This window comes from Ewingella americana (assembly GCF_006438725.1).
Lineage (GTDB): Bacteria > Pseudomonadota > Gammaproteobacteria > Enterobacterales > Enterobacteriaceae > Ewingella > Ewingella americana_A.
On record NZ_RCZD01000002.1, the window covers coordinates 284,383 to 304,147 of the forward strand.

General features: G+C 44.6%; 14 protein-coding genes and 4 pseudogenes. 9 read left to right on the forward strand and 9 right to left on the reverse strand.

Translation table 11 applies throughout. The features are described from left to right. Positions 1–234 precede the first annotated feature (234 nt). The 5 genes and pseudogenes from EAH77_RS04425 to EAH77_RS25095 form a co-directional block, all read left to right on the forward strand. A complete protein-coding gene (locus EAH77_RS04425; RefSeq protein WP_194150476.1) occupies positions 235–1,092 on the forward strand; it encodes a hypothetical protein in 858 nt (285 codons plus the stop codon). A 121-nt stretch (positions 1,093–1,213) separates the two neighbouring features. Next, positions 1,214–2,650 (forward strand): lipopolysaccharide biosynthesis protein, encoded by a 1,437-nt coding sequence (locus EAH77_RS04430; protein ID WP_140470600.1) that lies wholly within the window; start codon positions 1,214–1,216, stop codon positions 2,648–2,650. A gap of 188 nt (positions 2,651–2,838) precedes the next feature. Beyond that, positions 2,839–3,930 (forward strand): GDP-mannose 4,6-dehydratase, encoded by a 1,092-nt coding sequence (locus tag EAH77_RS04435; protein ID WP_140470601.1) that lies wholly within the window; start codon positions 2,839–2,841, stop codon positions 3,928–3,930. Positions 3,931–4,159: 229 nt separating this feature from the next. Next, the gene (locus EAH77_RS04440) at positions 4,160–5,230 is read left to right on the forward strand and encodes an acyltransferase family protein (RefSeq protein WP_140470602.1); all 1,071 of its coding nucleotides are present in this window, start codon (positions 4,160–4,162) and stop codon (positions 5,228–5,230) included. 205 nt (positions 5,231–5,435) lie between these two features. Further along, positions 5,436–5,534, forward strand: a pseudogene (locus EAH77_RS25095) (IS5/IS1182 family transposase); the annotation flags it as partial. A 655-nt stretch (positions 5,535–6,189) separates the two neighbouring features. Here the strand turns inward: EAH77_RS25095 and EAH77_RS04450 are convergent. The 3 genes and pseudogenes from EAH77_RS04450 to EAH77_RS04460 all read right to left on the reverse strand — a co-directional run. Further along, positions 6,190–6,341, reverse strand: a pseudogene (locus EAH77_RS04450) (IS3 family transposase); the annotation flags it as partial. A 69-nt stretch (positions 6,342–6,410) separates the two neighbouring features. Continuing rightward, positions 6,411–6,572 (reverse strand): annotated as a pseudogene (locus EAH77_RS04455) (DUF2280 domain-containing protein); the annotation flags it as partial. A 220-nt stretch (positions 6,573–6,792) separates the two neighbouring features. Further along, a complete protein-coding gene (locus EAH77_RS04460) occupies positions 6,793–7,374 on the reverse strand; it encodes a maltose acetyltransferase domain-containing protein (RefSeq protein ID WP_140470604.1) in 582 nt (193 codons plus the stop codon). 207 nt (positions 7,375–7,581) lie between these two features. Between EAH77_RS04460 and EAH77_RS04465 the strand changes: the two are divergent. Beyond that, positions 7,582–8,656, forward strand: a pseudogene (locus EAH77_RS04465) (site-specific integrase); the annotation flags it as partial. A 308-nt stretch (positions 8,657–8,964) separates the two neighbouring features. Here EAH77_RS04465 and EAH77_RS04470 read toward each other — a convergent pair. After that, positions 8,965–9,987 (reverse strand): zinc-dependent alcohol dehydrogenase, encoded by a 1,023-nt coding sequence (locus tag EAH77_RS04470; protein WP_161985763.1) that lies wholly within the window; start codon positions 9,985–9,987, stop codon positions 8,965–8,967. Positions 9,988–10,279: 292 nt separating this feature from the next. On the opposite strand from EAH77_RS04470, the gene EAH77_RS04475 reads away from it, so the two are divergent. Further along, positions 10,280–11,329: an acyltransferase family protein gene (locus EAH77_RS04475; RefSeq protein WP_140470606.1), complete on the forward strand. Its 1,050-nt coding sequence runs from the start codon at positions 10,280–10,282 to the stop codon at positions 11,327–11,329. Positions 11,330–11,429: 100 nt separating this feature from the next. Here EAH77_RS04475 and EAH77_RS04480 read toward each other — a convergent pair whose 3' ends face one another. Next, positions 11,430–11,732, reverse strand: a complete 303-nt coding sequence (locus EAH77_RS04480) for a hypothetical protein (RefSeq protein WP_140470607.1) — start codon at positions 11,730–11,732, stop codon at positions 11,430–11,432. Between the two features lie 1,094 nt (positions 11,733–12,826). Here EAH77_RS04480 and EAH77_RS04490 point away from each other — a divergent pair. After that, positions 12,827–13,135: a hypothetical protein gene (locus tag EAH77_RS04490; protein ID WP_140470609.1), complete on the forward strand. Its 309-nt coding sequence runs from the start codon at positions 12,827–12,829 to the stop codon at positions 13,133–13,135. A 30-nt stretch (positions 13,136–13,165) separates the two neighbouring features. Beyond that, positions 13,166–13,333, forward strand: a complete 168-nt coding sequence (locus tag EAH77_RS25100) for a hypothetical protein (RefSeq protein WP_161985764.1) — start codon at positions 13,166–13,168, stop codon at positions 13,331–13,333. A 180-nt stretch (positions 13,334–13,513) separates the two neighbouring features. Here EAH77_RS25100 and EAH77_RS04495 read toward each other — a convergent pair whose 3' ends face one another. The 4 genes from EAH77_RS04495 to EAH77_RS04510 all read right to left on the reverse strand — a co-directional run bounded on the left by EAH77_RS04495 (position 13,514) and on the right by EAH77_RS04510 (position 19,735). Then, positions 13,514–13,726 carry a hypothetical protein gene (locus EAH77_RS04495; RefSeq protein WP_140470610.1) on the reverse strand — a complete coding sequence of 71 codons (213 nt, stop codon included), beginning with the start codon at positions 13,724–13,726 and terminating at the stop codon, positions 13,514–13,516. 255 nt (positions 13,727–13,981) lie between these two features. Next, positions 13,982–15,409, reverse strand: a complete 1,428-nt coding sequence (locus EAH77_RS04500; RefSeq protein ID WP_140470611.1) for an efflux transporter outer membrane subunit — start codon at positions 15,407–15,409, stop codon at positions 13,982–13,984. 1 nt (position 15,410) lies between these two features. Continuing rightward, positions 15,411–18,572: an efflux RND transporter permease subunit gene (locus EAH77_RS04505; protein ID WP_140470612.1), complete on the reverse strand. Its 3,162-nt coding sequence runs from the start codon at positions 18,570–18,572 to the stop codon at positions 15,411–15,413. A gap of 2 nt (positions 18,573–18,574) precedes the next feature. Further along, positions 18,575–19,735, reverse strand: a complete 1,161-nt coding sequence (locus EAH77_RS04510) for an efflux RND transporter periplasmic adaptor subunit (RefSeq protein WP_140470613.1) — start codon at positions 19,733–19,735, stop codon at positions 18,575–18,577. Positions 19,736–19,765: the final 30 nt, after the last annotated feature.

Sequence of the window (19,765 nt, forward strand, 5' to 3'; positions counted from 1 at the left end):
CTAAAAATTCTGTTGACTATTTTATGGTAAATGCATTCCCCCCTGATAATTATCCAAAAATATCCTTCGACAGTTTTCTAATTCGTAGAAGAATCGACTGTGTATTAGAAACTTCTTCTGTGAATTGCATAATAAATCGCATAATTCACTTTTATTATATAAATTCCTCAGCATTTGCAATGAGTACCTAAACCAATTATTTCCCAATCTAGTACGGAAGCCAAGGGTTTATTCATGTGTAAGACAATACTGGTTGTCATTCTATACAATAAGACTTTGAAAGAATCGCTTACACTCAATTGCCTGATGAGTGACGCGTATGCCAATATCGATCTATTAATTATTAACAATGGTCCAAAACCTCTTGAGGTTGATGAAGATTTTATCCATACGCTTGGGTTCTTCGTTAACGGTATTGAAACAAAAGAGTTCATTGACAATAAACCATTGAGTTGGATCTATAATAGTTTATTCAATGAATACCACGATTATGAGCGTTTTATTTTATTTGATGATGATAGTGTTTTAAACAAAAATTACATAAAAAAACTTGATCAGTATCATTCCAGTGATATTGATCTGCAGATACCTAATATCCGAGAAAAAACTAACGGTAAATTTTACTACCCTGCCCTCGATCAAATAGTACAAAACTTTAGTGATGGGGAAAAAATCAATCCTAAATACAGTGTGATTTCAATTGGTTCTGGTCTTGTTATCTACCGCTCTCTAGTAGATAAATTTGCTGAGATGAACATGGAGTTGTTTGATAGCAGATTTGCACTTTATGGTGTCGATTTTAGTTTTTTTAACCGCATTGGATTGTTGAAAAATAAGAATATCAACGTTACTATTCAGGTGGTCGGAACCCTTAATCATTCACTTTCCAGAGTCGATGAATCATACTGCAAATGGCGCACAACTGAGCGTCTCTACGATAACGTATTATCCATAAAATACTACTCTCGTAGCCAACTTACTATTTTAATACAAATACTTAAACTTTCCTGCAAACAGCTAGTTAAATTTAGAATATCAAACTTAGTACTTATCATTATAATTTTCATCAGGGGTAAGCATCCGCGATGCTAATCGATTATTAAAACCCATGACAACTAACCAGACCATTGTAGTCTATTTTGGACACTAACATGACCTCCTCGTTTTATCAGCTGTCGACATTCGATGAGTCATAAAGAAGGATGATTTTTTGATGAGTCTTTTGTCTAATGCAAAATGGAATTCCCTATCACAATTTTTCAAGATCTTTGTCCAGGCTGTAAATCTTATTTATCTGGCAAAGATCATACCACCTGCTCAATATGGTCTATTAGCGATGGCGGTGGTGGTAATCAACCTTGGGATTTTGCTCAGGGACCTGGGAACGTCAGCTGCCATTATTCAGAAAAAAACACTCAGCCACGATCTCATAAACTCCATCTTCTGGCTAAATGTGGGGTTGGGTGTTTTCTTATGCGTGCTGATCATGTTACTGGCAAAGCCGTTGGCTACGTTGTACGGCTATCCTGAGCTGATCACAATTCTGATGCTGCTTGGCGTTACGTTCCCCTTATCCAGTTGTGCAGCCACGCATCTTGCTTTGCTGGAAAGGAACTCTCAGTTCAAAACGATCTCCAGAATCGAAATTACATCGACACTGGTGTCGGTGATTGTTGCGGTTATTATGGCCCACCTTGGTTTTGGCGTGTTTAGTCTGGTTGCTCAGGCAATAACTTTAAATCTGATGTCTGCCGTTCAGTTTTGGATGGTTTCAACCTGGAGACCTTCAGTTAAAAAGCTCATTAAGTTGAATGATATTAAGGAGATTTTCTCATTCAGTACTTATCTATCTTTATTCAATCTGATCAACTACTTTTCGCGTAATGCTGACAGCTTCATTGTCGGGAAATTCATGTCGGCAGCCATTTTAGGGCAGTACAATCTGGCTTACCGCATAATGCTTTTCCCGTTGCAGAGTCTGACATTTGTAGCAACACGATCGCTTTATCCTATCCTGAGCAAGTATCAGGATGAGAATGGCAAAATTTTGACGACTTATCTTAATACGATTTTTGTTATTCTCGCATTGACAGCACCGTTAATGAGTATTATTGGATTTTACAGTTATCCACTGGTCACCATAGTTTTTGGTGACCAGTGGATAAAAACTGCAGAAATCCTCAAATGGCTGGCACCCACCGCCATCATCCAATCTGTTCTGAGTACAACAGGGGCGGTGTTTATGGCGAAAGGTCGAACCGATTTATTGATGAAACTAGGAATATTTGGCGCATTTCTTCAGTTAAGCGCTTTTATACTCGGGGTGAATTTTGATATTAATACCTTTGCCCAATTTTACTTAATAGCCAACATGATTAATTTTGTGCCCGTCATGTACTGCATGATGAAATTAATAGGTAGTGATATATCTAGTTTATTGTTAAAAATTTCCCCAGTTATCATTGCTGTCATTGGTATGATTCTCTTTATACTATTTATTAATCATTTCTATCCTGGTGACAGGATAAAAGGTTTTTTACCGCTGGTATGGGTTTTATTTTATAATATTTCATTTTATTTTTCCTGCCTGCTTGTTATGTCAAAAAGCACCCGTCTATTTATATATTCTAAGCTAAGAATAAATTCATAGCAATTCTGCACATAGGATAAATCATCCCTATACATAACCATGCACAAAATAATTGGCCCTCCAAAAAACATTAAATTGTTCTATTTCACATATTACACCTGGGTTGTACATAGTTATTGCGAATAACCTTACAATTCTAATCGCGCATCCGTTGCGATACGTTTTTTAATTGTAATTAAGGGTCATATATGTCTAGAGTTGCACTTATTATCAGTATATCAGGACAAGATGGTTCTTATTTGTCTGAGCTTTTATTAAAAAAAGGCTACACAGTCCATGGTATTAATCGACATATTCCTTTAGTAGCAAGTGAGTACACAGAATTCGTCTATGATAAGTTCTGTATAAAATCCCGCGATTTGCATATTCATGATGAAATCATGTCTGATGTTTCTTGTATTAATGATTTATTAGCCACGATTCGCCCAGACGAAATTTATAATCTTGGGGGGCTTAATCATGCCAATACTGGGTATATACGCCCACACGATTCTCTGGCAGCAGGCGGTATCAGTGCCCTGCGAATACTTGAAGCTATACGCTCCCAGGGATTAGAACATAAAACCCGTTACTACCATGCTTCACCTTCAGAACTGTGCTGCCTGGTTAATGGTTTGACCATCAATGAAATGGTGACATCTAACCCCTATCCATCGGAAACCGTCGCACAGGTCTCCGATTTTTGGACGGTAGTTAATTACCGTGAAACTTTTGGTATGCATGCCTGCAACGGTATACTTTTTAATCATGAATCGCCGCACCGCAGCGAACATTTTGTGACCCGTAAAATTTCTATTGGCCTGGCGAATATTACTCAGGGATTAGAACGATGCCTTCATTTAGGTAATCTGAATGCACTGCGAGACTGGGGGCATGCCCGAGATTACGTCAAAATGCAGTGGTCCATGTTGCAGCAGCATGAACCAGAGGATTACGTCATTGCCACTGGCGTACAGTATACGGTGCGCCAGTTTGTGACATTTGCCGCACTGGAGTTAGGTATAAAACTCCGTTTCGTCGGTAAGGGTATGGATGAAAAAGGTGTAATTGCCGCGATTATCAGTCCAGTTGCAGCAGCTCTAAAAGTGGGAGATGTGGTGGTTGCCGTTGATCCTCGCTACATCCGTCCTGAGGAAAAATGTAAAGCGCCGGCGAACCCAACCAAGGCGCGAAGTAAATTGGGCTGGATACCAGAAACATCGTTACAGGATCTGGTGATCGAGATGGTGCAAGCCGATTTAGCATCTGCTAAGGAACTGGCGCGACTAAAAACGTATTGATAACATGAGATTATTGCTCCCCACAATATGCAGACTGGCATAGCAGTGGCATGGGTATCCCACGGCTAATTGTTTTATGCTTATTCGCATATGAATGATAGCGTCGGTTGTCACAGGGTTTATGGATTACCTTATTCAAATGGAATGGAAAATTATTCATATCAAGCCAATACAATAAAGGCGCGGCGGATGATTTTATCTCACGAAAGTAAGCGTTTGCGAAGGGAATATGTTAGCCAAAAAAAACAAACTAAATGGTGTTCAATACCTTAGAGGATATGCAGCTATCCTAGTTGTTATAAATCATTTATGGTCACACAATGGTTATATATACAAAAAACTTAATTTTGAGAATATTGGTGGTTTTGGCGTTGACATTTTTTTTGTGATCAGTGGATTTATAATGGCTTACACCCTAAATGACTTTACTAAAAAAAACAATCATTTGGCGGCATATGAATTCATAAAAAAGAGAGTTGAGCGTATATATCCTCTATATTTTGTGATTCTAGCCCCATCTTTTATTATTTATGTTTTGAAATGTATGTATGGAAGCTCAAACTTTTCCATAGCTACCGTATTGGGAAGCGTACTTCTATTGCCAAGTTTTAATAATAGCGAAAGCTATCATATGATAATGTCGCCAGCGTGGACATTGGTTTATGAAATGTTCTTCTATGTGACACTATCATTGATTATAGCCATATCAAAAAGCAAGAACACATGCATAGTAATGTACTCCCTTATTATTACGGCTGTGGTCTTTTCAGTTAATATCTTCGGATTAAAAGGCGATAGGCTTGGTTGGGTGAACCTAAGTTATATGGTAGGGGACCCCATTTTCTTTGATTTCATCATGGGATTTATTATTTTTTACATGAAAAAAGTAAATTTAAAAACCAAACTATCAAGAGCAGTAATGATATTTATCGTTGTCATTATCACGTTGTTCGCCATGTTTATGGCCAGCAAAGGTCTCCCACGTATATTATCATTTGGTTTAACATCATTTATTCTTGTTTTGCTCTTCACAGTAAACATTGACAGTATTGACAATGGTCGATTTCAAAAAGAAGCGCTATTATTAGGGGGGGCTTCCTATTCGATATATCTTACCCACCAATTATTCATTTTGTTGGCTGACAACATATATAAAAAGTACGCGTGGCTGAATAGCTCTGATTTTTTTGGATTACTACTTTCTATGTTAGTAATTTTATTTGGTTGCCTGGTCTATATGAAAATAGAGAAAAAAATTACCGCTAAAATTAAAAAACCTCACCAAAATACTTCTATTTAAATTTGGTAACCTTGACGACTTAATCCCGTTAAGAGCATTCACGTGCGGAAATAAAAAATCTGGAAGGTTTTTACTTAATATTCAATAAGTTGGTAGACTTTTGAATCACGGTAACTTGCTTTAATAGAGGCGTTGTTGAATAAATCGAACTTTTGGTCGTTATCAGGATCAGATCCCCACATTCCTGACGATAACGCGGTACCCCGTGGCAAAACAAAAGTTCAAAGTGACCAACTGGTCAGCCTACAACAAGGTGCTCATCAATCGCGGCTCACTGATATTCTGGATCGATGAGTCGACTATCCAGGCAACCCAGGTAAAAATAAATATGACAATTACACAGCGATTATTCCTGGTCTTTTCTCTGCTTTCTGCCTCACTTATCTCCCTGGTGATTATCGCTGTTCTGGTCGTGATGGCGTTTCAGTTACGCTTTCAGTATGTCCAGAGCAATATCGTGCTTTCAATTATCGATTTAGGCAAAATGGTGGATGCCAGCAATCAGCTGATTATCTGGATGTACAGACATCAGAGCGAGACTGAACCGACCAAACAGGCCGACGTTGAGAAAAAGCTCAGTGAACTGGTGAGTAATCTCAAGAACCTCAATCAGTATTATCTGGATAACGATATTTCCAGTGGCCGCGACCGACAAATGACGGAGTTGGGTTTCGCCACGATACAAGATATCCAGAATAAATTGCCGACGTTCCTGAAAGGATCCCGTGAACAGAATGATGCCGTTTCTCTGCGTGAGCTCCATGGCAACACTGGCATAGGTGAAACCGCCCGCCGACTCATTTCCGGCTACATGGAGCAGTTGCAGCTGAATGTGGACATCGGTGATACGCTCAAAAATCAGAATATCCAAATCTATCAGCTCACGCTCTTGGCAATGATTGCTGGATCAGCAATTGTGATCACTATCCTCGTCTTATTCACCATGCAGACTGTGGTGGTCAACAAAAACTGGCCACGCCTTTAGTGTTTTTCCCAATACAATCGCTCTGATTCATTAGGTGTTAATCCACCGTTATATTGTTGGGGGTCTGAGTTGGCAGTAATAACCGATGATATAATTCGTTATTACACTATTTGCTTCGTTAAAATTGAACCAGTATCGATAGTTGCTGCGATGGATATCAGCAGTCTTATTTTGAAAGCGCTCGCGAGTGGCATGAAACATATCCCCCCATTTCTTCGCAAGGGTCTTACCCGCGGCCTTATTTGGCTCGTGCGATTCAACCTGCTGGCGCGTAATTTTTATATCGACTTCTTTTAAGACAGCGTCAACGACTCTGGGGGTGAGGAAGTGCCAATTCCCGCCGTATCTGTTTTTCACGTGCTACCCACGAGGTTATGGCCATGATCCGTGCATTGGACAAAATGACGCGTGCAGGCATGCCAGAAAGTGTGCGGATTGTCTGAGAAAATGACTGACAGGAGGATCTGTTATCTAAATCTTATTTATTCAACAAAGCCTTACTTAGGTAGAAGCGTCGGCCACGGTGTAAGGCTATGCGGAAAGCCGAATGTGTGAGTTCGTCACTCGATTAACGTTTTTATATTAAAAACGCCTCACGATCCTCCGGCCCGATCGCCCGCATGACGCGGCACGGGACACCCGCCGCGACCACATTCGCAGGAATGGATTTTGTGACCACGCTACCTGCGCCGATCACGCTGTTGCGGCCAATGGTCACGCCCGGATTCACAATCACGCCCGCGCCCAGCCAGACGTTATCTTCAATCACGATCGGCAGGGAGAATTGTTGCCCGCTGATGCGAATTTCCGGGTCGATCGGGTGCCCGGCGGTGGCGAGGGTAACGTTCGGCGCGATCATCACGTTATCGCCGATGGTCACCGTGGCGTCATCCACCAGCGTGAGATTGAAGTTAGCGTAGAAGTTCTTGCCGATGTGCGTATGCGTGCCGTAAGCCACGCGCAGCGGCGGTTCAATCCAGCCGTTCTCACCGATGCTGCCCATCATATCTTTCAGCAACCGCTGGCGTTTCTCTTCTTCCGAGGGGGGCGTCAGGTTGTAATCGTACACCCGCTCTTTTCCGGCCCGGCGCTCCTCCGGCAGCCCTTCGCCCATGTCCGTGTACAGCTCGCCGATATTCATCTTTTCGCGTGTAGACATCCCTTCATCCTTAACCATTAAGCCAGTGATGACTCAGTCTACTCACCGACTTTGCAGTTGTGAACGTATGACATTCCACTTTGCGATCCGTGTCACTCAGTGCTGTCTGAGAGACGCTTCCTCCTAAGCCGCTATACTTATTTCTATGATTTAAACGGCATACGTCAGGAAGATTTACATGTCTGCCCAATACCAAATCCTTTGTACAAGAGGGAGGCACAGGAACTCCATGGCAAGCGAAAATCTGAACTATGGCGAATAGACCGCCTTGGTGATTTTCCTGACGTGAGTTTCGGCGAGACTTGCTTAAGGTGATTGGAGGAAAAAGCTGAGAAGAAATGTCTGGATGATGACAAAAGTCGGATGGGATTCTGGCTTATGCATTTTGAAGGGGTGAAATTAAAGGATGTTACCGAGGCCAGAATTTACACGGCGATCAGTGAAATGACCAACCGCCGCGCCGCTGAAAATCACCGGCTGCACGCTCAGTCTCTTGTGAAAATGGGAAAGGATGCTCCAGAGTACGAGCAGCAGCCTGTCAGCACATCGACAAAGGTGAAGTACCTTGCATTAATGAAGGCTCTTTTACGTACCGCTAAAAGGGATTGGAAATGGCTGGAAAAGACTCCCGTCATCAATGTCCCCCAGGTGAGCAACAAGCGCGTCAGACGCCTTGAGCCGAATGAAGCGCAACGCCTGGTCGATGAGTGTTCTGAGCCTCTAAAATCGACGGTGATATTTGCGCTGATTACCGGCCTGCGCAGATCCAACATCGTTAACTTGGAATGGCAGCAAATAGACATGCAGCGAAAGGTGGCATGGACCCACCCGGAGCAGAGTCAGTCAGATAAAGCTATTGGCGTAGCTTTAAACGACACGGCATGTAAAGTATTACGTGAGCAGATAGGTAATCACAATAAATGGTTTTTTGTTCACACGACCGCCAGCAAGCGATCTGATGGGACGGCTACACCAACGATCAGAAAACTGAAGGTGGATTCTAACACTGTATGGTGCCTGGCAATCAAACGGGCCGAGATTGAAAATCTTCCATTTTCATGACCTTCGCCACACATGGGCAAGTTGGTTGGTTCAGGCCGGAGTGCCACTTTCTGCTTTGCAGGAGATGGGCAGATGGGAATCTATCGAAATGGTACGCAGGTATGCTCACCTGTCACCGAATCACTTAACGGAGCATGCCAAGCAAATTGATTCGATTTTTGGGGTTTCCGTCCCAAAGCTGTCCCACACACTAATTTCGGAGGGGAAAACAGGGGGCTAACTCGTTGATTTGTAATGGTCCATACAGGATTCGAACCTGTGATCTATGGCTTAGAAGAACGTCGGCGCATCAATAACTGATTGTTTTAACAGGCTAATCCTGCATTCACAAGTGACACACAGGAAAGTAATGACATACTAGTGACACTCTTACGGTACTGTAGGTGCGTCACTAATTTGTCCCCCCCGCAGAAAGAACCCCTCCCCGTCATCCCTAAGCACCCCCGATTAGATTTACTCCCTCTTATCGAAAATTCTCCTGTTACCAAAACGAAAAAAACCGCCGAAGCGGGTATTAGTACTGAGTATCTATGGTTTGAGGTGAACTTTCACAGAGCCTGTGGATTTATCTTCCGCAACCAAAAATGCCTCATGTATCTCATCAAGGCTCATAACATGAGTTACAATCTTGCGTAGAGAGTCTCCACGGCGAGATAGGATATCGATAGCAACTTCAAAATCATGCTTCCCATCTAAATACCCATAGCAGTTCGAGAAATATATCTGGTGCTCTTTCATTAAAGAATTAAACAGCTCGAATCCGTTGTATCCCGGCTCAAATGCTCCAACGACGCCAATTTTTCCAAGTGTTCTGACTAATTTGGATGCTGTATCCATCGTAGGACGTTTTCCGCCAACAGCTTCAATAGCAAAATCGACGCCGAGATTGGTTTTCTGCATTAACTTTTCAACAGCCTCATTATCATCTGTTGATAATACATCTGCTGCCCCCAACTCAAGAGCTAAATTAATTTGAGTTGGATGTTTTGCGACTACAAATACTTTCTCGGCACCAGCATCTATTGCTGCAATTAACGAACATAGTCCGATCGCTCCACCGCCGATAATAACGCCAGTGGAACCAGGGGAAATCTGCATTTTTCTCACCGCATGAACTGCGACGGCCAGTGGTTCAACTAACGCACCCAGCGTGTTATCGACTGATTCTGGCAAAACAAAAGATGCCATTTCTTTTACCAGTACATACTCAGCAAAACCGCCGGTCGTTAGTTGGCCGCGATTTGTACAATGAAGTGGCGCTCCACGGCGACAGAATTCACACTCTCCGCACATTGCATTCAGAAATACGTCAGCAGTTACACGATCTCCGATCTTGATGCGGCTAACACCATCGCCGACTTTAACCACTTCCCCGGCATACTCGTGACCATCCGGCGTTGAACTTTCAGGATAGTGCTTAAAGCCAGTAAGGTCTGACCCACAAATCCCTACGGTTTCTACTTTGACTAAAATGTATCCGGCAGGAACTGTAGGAATTTCAAGCTGACCAATTCCCATCGTACGAGAACCCGTGCGCAATGCTACTTTCATTATCATTTCCAATACGTTTGTTATGGTAATGATCCTAATGTAGTGGGTTGCACTGTCAAGATTTAGTTGGTGTCGGAAGCATACGTTGAACATCAAGCAGTTGAGCATTCCAACTGATCTTAAGCTATTTTCTGATGGCATCCATGGCATTGACAGGTTAAGGGTATATACATAGGGGGTTGGCATTGATCTGACTAGCGAGGGGAAAATCTTTGTAAGCGAGAAAAATGGTGAACATGATCGAAAAATCAAGGATAGTGGGACTACATTTAACTTTTATTTTCGTAAAAAAATGATTTTAAAGCAAAGAAATGTCAGTCTTGATTTTTTCCGTGGTGCAATGGCTTTGATGGTCAGTATGGGCCATTTTTTCTATTGGAATAACAAACCTTACTTCCCATTTTCTTTCATACTTGCTGTGGACTTTTTTTTAGTGCTCAGCGGGTTTGTTATTGCTTCATCTGTCCTTAAAAGAGATACGTTTGACCCGTTAACTTTCGCTAAACAACGGTACTTAAGATTAGCTCCCGTATATTTCTTTTGCGTAATTATAAGCATTCCAATATGTATGTTATGGGATAAAACACCATTACCAAACCTTGCTGATATTGTTAAAGTATTTACTCTTTCTCAAATGCTGCCATTTAATGATAAAAGCCAATTCCCAATGATCACATTAAATCCAATTGGCATAGCTTACACCATTTCAGCAGAATTATGGGTTGGTATTATTTTATTCCCAATAATTTACTTTTTGAAAAAGCATTCAGAAATACTTTTATTGCCATTTCTTCTTATTGTAGTTTGTTCCTGTCTTCTAAAAATAAGTATTGATTCTCCAGACTTCATGAACCTTCATTACGCCATGGTTAACAAATTCCTATACTGGGGAATGCTAAGGTGTCTAATGGATTACTCTATTGGCATAGCAGCCTTCATCATTATTTCAAGGTCATCTTCAAACAGATGCTTTTATCGTGAAAGTGCATTACAAGTATTATGCATTGTCGCGTTTACCTATTTTTTCCTAAAAATAGACTATGGCAGGCAGAATGAGATTTTCGCGCCTTTATTATTTTCTATTTTCATCTCCTCAATTTCAAAAGGTTATGGAATAGTAGCTAAAATAACCAATAATAAGATTGGTAAGTTCATGGGTGACATATCGTATCCATACTATTTAATACACCCTATTTTTATATTTATCTTTATAAATATTTTTAAATATCCTGTTAGCAATCATATAGCTGTCATAGTCATGATATCATCTATTATTTCGGCATATTTTATAAATAAATTTATCGAGAAAAAATCAATAAATTACTTCATGGAAAGTAAATGATTTAATTTGACATTTGTTTTATTAATAATTAACAACACCCATAAGCTGGGTGTTGTTAATTTAACCACCACAGCCATTAAGCCGCTGGCGGGCTAGTAAATTAATGAAAGAACTGAATATCGTCAGTTGCGAACAACCGAAGTTCCTGTCTTTTAATGTCATCATATTCCTTAGATCCTAGTACGAATTTCAAGCTTTCACGGTATGTTACCGCTGCTTCCACCGGACAAACTAAGCGTATCGAGCCAAATGAAAACATCGTCATACCATCGAAAAGGTAAAACTTATTATCTGACGATTTTTCATGATGCCAACTTTTCTGTATAAAAACCTCTTCTGGATATGAATCGTAAGTCACCGCGTATTTATAGGGCTGAATGTCAATAATATCGATGATTTTCACTGTAAAATTTGTCCGCATAGCGGGAATGACAGGCAAAAAATTGATAGTATAAAAAGTACTCCAACCCCAGCGCCTCCGATTCCAATGATTTGTTTTACTAGGCTGGCTCCCTTTGCCATCCCAATGAATACCACACACGGGATAAGCGATGTAACAAGCACTATGACACTGAGTATTATCACATCTTTAAGTTGAGACTAGCTGTCTGTATCCGGTAGAAAAGTCAGGTTATATAGTAATAAGGAAAGGGGGGGAACATATAACCATGATAGAAGTCCTAAAAGAAATTGTGTGCCAGCATGCACACGCAGTTTAAATTTTGTCAGGTCCCACCCTTCCATAAATTTGGTCCGTTTAATAAGATGGTCGTCACCTGACGCAGTATCTAATGCTGTACAACATACTTGGTCCAAAGCTCACTATCAGTGATGCGAGAATCCCGCAGATACTAGAAATACGAACACCGGTAGCCGTTAAATAGTCAAACAAAGGAGTACCGAAAATAACTGCGTACTGTAGAACGCTGAAAGCCAGAATAAGTACCAAAAACAGCAGCGCACTCTTCAGCGTAAAGAATATCCATTTTCTTAGCCCGAGCCCAATATACCTGTTGCGCCTGAACGCCCCTTTGTAGTCCCTTATGAACTTTGCCATGCCTTGCAACCTTGAGCTTAAATCGTCCCTTATAATTGCATAGATTGCCTGTTATTGGGTATCTATTGAGAGCCGTTGTGAAAGTGGCTCCTGGTACGATTCCTAGATACTAAGGAGTCATGATGCTTAGTTATCGCACCGGTGGTCCCAGAGAGCTGCCGCCACGCAATGTTAAGAGGTTTTTAAGGGGTGCAGCACGTTCCAGTTACCACCAAACCAAAGAAGAAGCATTGCGCGCATTCGTTTACCGGAAAATATTTCAGCTTGAAAAATTCAGCTTACCAAAGAAACGGGCCGCATGTGTCTGGGAGGCTTGCGAGATGTCGGTCTTATCTCCAATGGGTATCACTGCGAGGTGGCAATCCCGCCAGAAGATGAGCCATCCTTAGCTTCTCAGGAGGCGAGCCAATAGCTTCTAATTACAGCTGGAGTGAATACTGATGTCTGAAACAACTAAAACTGATATTGCAGCGCTGAAGGGAAAGCAGGTGCCGAAATACTGGACAGTAGTTTCAGGCTTTAAAACAGTGCTGAAGCACAGCAAAGAAGACGCAGAATATTATTTGCGCAATGTTAATGGACTGTTTATCGAAGAATTATGCACCGCCCCGCAAAAGCCAGTCGTGACCGATTCAATGGCGCTGGTATTCCACAAGGTGCTCAATGATGGCAGAATAGGCCATAGTGATTTGGAGGAAATTAAAGTTAGCCTGCGTGCTACGCTGGGCAGTTATGAGAGTGGTGAGTGATGGTAAGCTTCTCGCTCTAAGGAGGGAGCCATGAACATGAAAGAAAAGTGCCAGACATGCAATAGGAAAATGAGTAAGACAATTTCCATTGGAACTCTAGGTGGAACACTTGAAGTAGCAAAAATTTTGATTAAAGAAATGGCGTTTTTCATTTCTAGTGTGCTTGAAAATCGCAAAACTTCTGTAGTATTCCCCTGAATCAATTGAACCCTTACTGATAATATCGACGCTGAAAATACGCGAGCTTGGATATTTGTTAAAGTCCGCGTTTGGCACAAAGCCGTCCACAGGAAGAACCCTAGTCGCCTAAGGGCTGTGAGTTCAACGGGTCGATGCAACGCTATCCTTAAACGAGGAGAACATTTCGCCTGAAACAATTCACCGCAGGTCGTCATAAAAATCCCCATCAATGTTGCACTGATAATACCTGTCCGCTTTGACATAATAGCGCTTCCCGTTAAAGTCCATCACCGGCATCGCTTTATTATGAGCATGCGTGACAAGGGCTTCTACCACCACATACCGATTTCCTATTTCACGATAATAGGTGTCGTTAAATAGCCAGTACGTCAAGCCGCTGACCACGCTCATTTCCGCTGCTGAAGGAGGGGCGGTAAACGATGCTACTGCTCCTGGCATTGGGATAGCAGGGGTGGCATGGGGCCAGAAGGGCCAGCGCCGTCGAAGGGAACGGCGTAGACGGCAGCAGATATGCTTAAAAGAAACAGCGTACAGGCAAAAGTTTTTTTCATAAAAAACTCCCGATTTCTTAATTATTCACAGATTCATTACTCAGGCAGATAACGGCCAGCCCTCTCAGAATTATTGTCTGGCTGGCAGATGTCCTCAGTGTTTAATATCCGATTCTGTCAGTGCGGTTCCTCCTCCCATAACTTTATATAGCGTTATCAGGTTTTCGTAATATTCCTGCTGAGTACTAATAAGTGACGTCCTCGCTGTATAAAGCGTACGCTGAGCAATGAGTGCGTTTAGCCAGCTATCGACCCCATTTCGGTAGCGAAGGTCCGCCAGGTTGTAATAGTTTTCAGCGGAATTCACGTAATTCTGTTGGCCGGTGAGTTGATCATCTATGGTGCCTTGTCGTGCCAGCGCATTTGCTACCTCCTGGAACGCCGTCTGAACCGCCTTGTCGTATGCCGCCACGTAATATTCCTTTTGGGCTTTTGTGTAATTCAACTGCGAGGTGTTGTAGCCGCCAGAAAAAATGGGCAGAGAGATGCTGGGAGAGAATGACCAGACTCCGGCCCCATGCTTAAACAGAGATGAAAGGTCGGAACTGGCGGCTCCGCCACTTGCAGTAAGTGAAATGCTGGGAAAGAAATTTGCCCGGGCAGCGCCGATGCTGGCATTGGCAGACTTAAGGTTATGCTCAGCCTCGAGAACGTCAGGCCGATTAAGTAAAACGTCAGATGATATGCTCGCCGGTATTTCTCGGAATGCATGGGAAAGTGTATCAATGCCTTCAGGTAAAAGGTCGTCGGGAACTCTTTTTCCGACGACAAGATTGAGTGCATTTTTGTCCTGAGCCACGCTGGTTGTATAACTGGCCACATCCGCAAGCGCAGACTGATACGTGGTATCTGCGGAAGAAACGTCCACCATTGATACAGTTCCATAACGAAGCTGAGCCTGCGTAACGTGTAATGACTGACGTGCACTTTCAGCGGTTTGTTTTGCAACTGCAAGATTGCTTCGGTCTGCAGCGAGTGTCAGCCAGTAGTCAACAGTGTTATAAAGCACGGTCAGGCGGGTACTTCGTGCTCCCTGAAGCGTACTGAGATACGTCTCATACTGCTCACGTGTCAAACTCTGATTCTTACCAAACAAATCGAGTTCAAAGGAGCTGACACTGGCATCTCCCTCATAACTTGAGCTCAGTGCGGTCTTGTTACCCTCGCCTGCGAGCGAACGGGAGCGACTTCCGCTGAGTTCAGAGTTTACGGTCGGAAAGAGATTTGAGCGCTCTTCTCCATACTGAGCCCGGGCGGCTTTCACGCTGGCAACGGCCTCGCGCAGGTCCCGGCTGCTATCAAGCGACATCGCCACAACCTGCCGGAGCCGGGCATCCTGAATATAATCATACCAACCTGTCTCACTATAGTTACCTGCACGGGCATTGCCCAGACTGGCATAACCTTCCCCCTGCGGGGACGTTGCCGGGACAGATAACTCCGGCCGCTTGTAATCTGGATCCAATGAAATGCAACCAGCCAGCAAGAGTGGGGAACATAAAATCAGAAGCTTGAAGGTCATTTTATTCTCCTTTCTCTTCAGCGGCACCACGTACGTCTTTACGATCAGCCGGCACTCCCGGGACGATGCGTCTTACCAGAACGAAGAACAGAGGGACCAGGAATATGGCCAGAAGAGTGGCAGTGATCGTTCCGCCAACGATGCCTGTGCCTATTGCAACCCGGCTGTTTGCTCCCGCACCGGAAGACACGGCCAGCGGCAATACACCCGCGGTAAAAGCAAGGGACGTCATGATTATCGGGCGCAGGCGCATGGTCGCTGCATGAATAGCTGAATGGATCAGATCTTCTCCTTTGCGATAATTCGCCTCGGCGAACTCCACGATGAGGATCGCATTTTTGGCGGAAAGCCCAATGATGGTCAGTAGCGCAACCTGGAAATAAACATCATTTTCCAGCCCGCGCAGGGTGACAGCCAGGAGGGAACCCAAGACGCCAAGCGGAACGACCATCATGACGGAAAAAGGGACTGACCAACTTTCATAAAGGGCGGCGAGGCACAGAAACACCACAATCAAAGAAATGCCGTACAGGGACATGGCCTGATTGCCGGAGAGTTTTTCCTGATAGGAAAGGTCTGACCAGGAATACGTCACACCGGGAGGCAATTTGCTGGCCAGTTTCTCCATTGCGGCCATCGCATCACCGGAACTGCTGCCAGAAGATGCACTTCCCTGAATTTCATAAGAGGAAAGTCCATTGAAACGTGACAGTGAATCCGCGCCGAACACCCAGTGAGAAGATGCAAAAGAAGAAAACGGTACCATCGTGTTATTACCATTACTGTCGGTCCCGCGAACAAACCATTGGTCGATATCCTCCGGTTTTCCGCGATGTATTGCATCACCCTGCATATAGACTTTTTTCACGCGGCCGCGGTCAACGAAGTCATTAATATAGGTTCCCCCGATGGCAGCACTTAACGTGTCGTTAATATCACTGACCGATATGCCAAGAGATTGCGCCTTCGCATCATCAATATCGACCTGGAGTTGAGGAAGGTCAGGCAGGGTGTTCGCACGGACATTACTGAGAGTCGGGTCTTTAGCCGCCTCGGCAATCAGGTTATCCCGAAGCTTAATCAGCGTACTGCTATCAGTACCGGCGCGCGACTGCAGCTCGAAAGTGAAACCATTTGACTGCCCGAGTCCGGAAACGGCCGGTGGTGTCAGTACAAAAATCTGCGCATCCCTAATCCCCGCCAGGTTCATCATGGCGCGTCCGGCAATGGCGTCAGCACTATTGTGGCTTCCTTTACGATCATCCCAGTTTTTGAGGGAAACAAAACCGACGCCAGCATTCTGACCGCTTCCCCCAAAGCTGAAACCGTCAACAAGCATGCTGACATTAACGTTATCTTTCTCTTTGGTTTGAAAATACTGCTGTATCGCTTTGCGCACCTCCCGGGTGCGATTTTCAGTCGCGCCGGGAGCCAGCGTGTATTGCACCATGATATATCCCTGGTCTTCAGTCGGGAGAAACCCGGTGGGCAGCCGCATGTACATAACGGCACATCCCAGTAGGATCACACCGTATAGAATGAAGAATCGTATCTGGCCGTGAACCACATGGCTGACGCCATTCTGGTATCGTCCCTGAATTGCGCTGTACTTGCGGTTAAACCAGCCAAAGAAACCTTTATCAACACTTTGCTGGTTATGGGGTTTCAGCAATGTTGCACATAGTGCAGGTGTGAGTGTGAGAGCCACTATCACAGACAGCACCATAGACGAGACGATGGTTATGGAAAATTGCCGGTAGATAACGCCCGTAGAGCCGCTGAAAAAGGTCATCGGCAGGAAAACAGCGGAGAGTACCATCGCAATCCCTATGAGTGCTCCGGTGATCTCTCTCATCGATTTTTCAGTGGCTTCGCGTGGATGCAAATTTTCCTCACGCATCACACGCTCAACGTTTTCGACGACGACGATCGCGTCATCCACCAGCAAACCTATCGCCAGCACGATGCCAAACATCGTCAGGGTATTGATGGAGTAGCCAAATGCTGAAAGCACGCCAAACGTTCCCAATAGCACAACAGGAACAGCGATAGCCGGGATTAACGTAGTGCGAATATTCTGCAGGAATATAAACATTACGATGATGACAAGCAGGATCGCCTCGACGAGGGTTTTAACCACTTCCTTAATGGACACTTTAACGAAGTCAGTACTGTCAAGGGGATAGGCCACGACATAGCCAGCCGGCATGTCTGCCTGAAATTCAGCCACTGTTTTTTTGACTTCTTCAGCCGTCGAAAGCGCATTAGCGCCCGATGCCAGCTGAACCGCAAGCCCTGCAGAGGGGTGGCCGTTTGCGAGGACGTTAACACTATAATCCTCATCACCCATTTCAACCCGGGCCACGTCAGAAAGACGCACAGCTGAACCATCAGCTTTACTCTTGATAACGATATGACGAAATTGCTCTGGTGTTTGAAGGCGTGAGCGCGAGCGGACTGTGGCGACTAATTGCTGCTCATTGTTTGACGGCGTCGCACCTAGCTGACCGGATGAGACCTGCGTGTTTTGGCTTTCAATGGCAGTCTGTACGTCAGAGGGCATGAGAGAAAAGGCAGCCAGTTTTACGGGGTCAAGCCAGATGCGCATGGCGTATTCTGAGCCAAACACCTGTACGCCACCTACGCCTGAAACGCGTGCAAGAGAGTCTTGAATATTACTGACCAGATAGTCAGCCACATCGGCTGAGGTGCTTTTATCTGTCTTGTCATAAATCGCCATGATAAGCAGGAAGTCACTCTGCGCCTTTTCAACCGTCACGCCTTGTGATGTTACGGCGTCCGGCAGACGGCTTTCTGCCCGCTGAACTTTATTCTGAACCTGAACCTGAGCGATATCCGGATCGGTGCCCTGTTTAAAGGTAACCGTAATTTTAACCTGGCCCGTTGAAGCAGTACTTGACGATGAGAAATAAAGAAGGCCATCAAGACCGGTGAGTTCTTGCTCAATAACCTGGGTCACGCTGCTTTCGAGAGTTTCAGCTGATGCACCCGTGTAAGTTGCCTGGATACTAATCTGAGGCGGCGCCACGTCTGGATACTGGGCAATCGGCAGGTTGTTAATGCTGATAATACCCAACAGCATGATGACGATTGCAATGACCCATGCAAATACAGGGCGTCTGATAAAAAACTGTGCCAGCATGCTTACTTGCCTCCGGTTACGTTGCTGGAAGCCTCGTTCGCAGCTGTGCTGCCAACCTCTGTTGTTTTAACGTCCATACCGGCCTGAACCTTGCCAGTCCCCTCCGTTATCAGACGTTCACCCGCCTGAAGGCCGCTGGTAATCAGCCATTTATTGCCCACCACGCCTTCAGTGGTTACCTGCCGACTTTCAACTTTATTGTCTTTACCGACCACCAGGGCAATGGCATCGCCTTTGGCGTCACGCGTAATACCCTGCTGAGGAGCCAAAATGGCATCATGGCGTACTCCCTGGCTCACGGCTGCCCTGACGTACATGCCCGGAAGGAGTTCATGTTCCTGGTTCGGGAAAACGGCTCTGAGCGTGACGGAGCCCGTAGATTCATCGACTGACACCTCCGCCAGCTCAAGCTTACCGACGTGCTGGTATTTTGTGCCATCTTCCAACGTTACAGTGACGGGTACAGTTTCTTCTTTTTGGCCTGAGCGTTGCTGTTTTCTCAGTTTCAAAAGCTGCGTGCTGGACTGAGTCAAATCGACATAAATAGGGTCTAGTACTCTGATGGTTGCCAGAGCATCGGTCTGGCTCGCGGTGACTAATGCACCTGGGGTAACTGATGAAATACCGATACGGCCTGAAATTGGCGCTTTTATCTGGGTATATTCAAGATCAAGGCGGGCGCTTTGCGCAGCCGCCCGGTACTGCGCCACCGATGCAACATTCTGCTGGTAGGTCGCTTCGGCGTCGTCTGCATCTTGACGGGTTACGCCCTTTTCTCGGAGCAACGCGGCGTAGCGTTCAGCTTTAAGCTTGCTGCTTTTCACCACGGCAATGGCATTATTCATTTGCGCAACCGCTTCATCATAACTGGCCTGATAGGTGGCTGGATCAATCTGATAAAGAACCTGGCCTGCCTGAACTTCGTCCCCTTCCGTGAAGAGTCTTTTCTTTATGATGCCACCGACCTGTGGCCTGACATCAGAAACCATCGTTCCGGTGACGCGTCCTGAAAGTTCACTATAGAGGGTCACTGATTCAGACTTTAGGGTGACGACGCCCACGTCTGTAGGCATAGAATCCATCCCCGGCATTCCGGCATTCTTCTGGTCACAACTGACGGTCAAAAGCACGAGTCCTGTTATAAATAATTTTTTGTAAAGCATACGCAGACAGACCCTTAGTGAACGTTCATT

Coding starts and splice junctions, on each gene's coding strand:
- EAH77_RS04510 (WP_140470613.1), bottom strand. CDS start 19,735: ATGCTTTACAAAAAATTATTTATAACAGGACTCGTGCTTTTGACCGTC.
- EAH77_RS04430 (WP_140470600.1), top strand. CDS start 1,214: ATGAGTCTTTTGTCTAATGCAAAATGGAATTCCCTATCACAATTTTTC.
- EAH77_RS04425 (WP_194150476.1), top strand. CDS start 235: ATGTGTAAGACAATACTGGTTGTCATTCTATACAATAAGACTTTGAAA.
- EAH77_RS04505 (WP_140470612.1), bottom strand. CDS start 18,572: ATGCTGGCACAGTTTTTTATCAGACGCCCTGTATTTGCATGGGTCATT.
- EAH77_RS04470 (WP_161985763.1), bottom strand. CDS start 9,987: ATGAAAGTAGCATTGCGCACGGGTTCTCGTACGATGGGAATTGGTCAG.
- EAH77_RS04500 (WP_140470611.1), bottom strand. CDS start 15,409: ATGACCTTCAAGCTTCTGATTTTATGTTCCCCACTCTTGCTGGCTGGT.
- EAH77_RS04460 (WP_140470604.1), bottom strand. CDS start 7,374: ATGTCTACACGCGAAAAGATGAATATCGGCGAGCTGTACACGGACATG.
- EAH77_RS25100 (WP_161985764.1), top strand. CDS start 13,166: ATGAACATGAAAGAAAAGTGCCAGACATGCAATAGGAAAATGAGTAAG.
- EAH77_RS04490 (WP_140470609.1), top strand. CDS start 12,827: ATGTCTGAAACAACTAAAACTGATATTGCAGCGCTGAAGGGAAAGCAG.
- EAH77_RS04440 (WP_140470602.1), top strand. CDS start 4,160: ATGTTAGCCAAAAAAAACAAACTAAATGGTGTTCAATACCTTAGAGGA.
- EAH77_RS04435 (WP_140470601.1), top strand. CDS start 2,839: ATGTCTAGAGTTGCACTTATTATCAGTATATCAGGACAAGATGGTTCT.
- EAH77_RS04495 (WP_140470610.1), bottom strand. CDS start 13,726: ATGAGCGTGGTCAGCGGCTTGACGTACTGGCTATTTAACGACACCTAT.
- EAH77_RS04475 (WP_140470606.1), top strand. CDS start 10,280: ATGATTTTAAAGCAAAGAAATGTCAGTCTTGATTTTTTCCGTGGTGCA.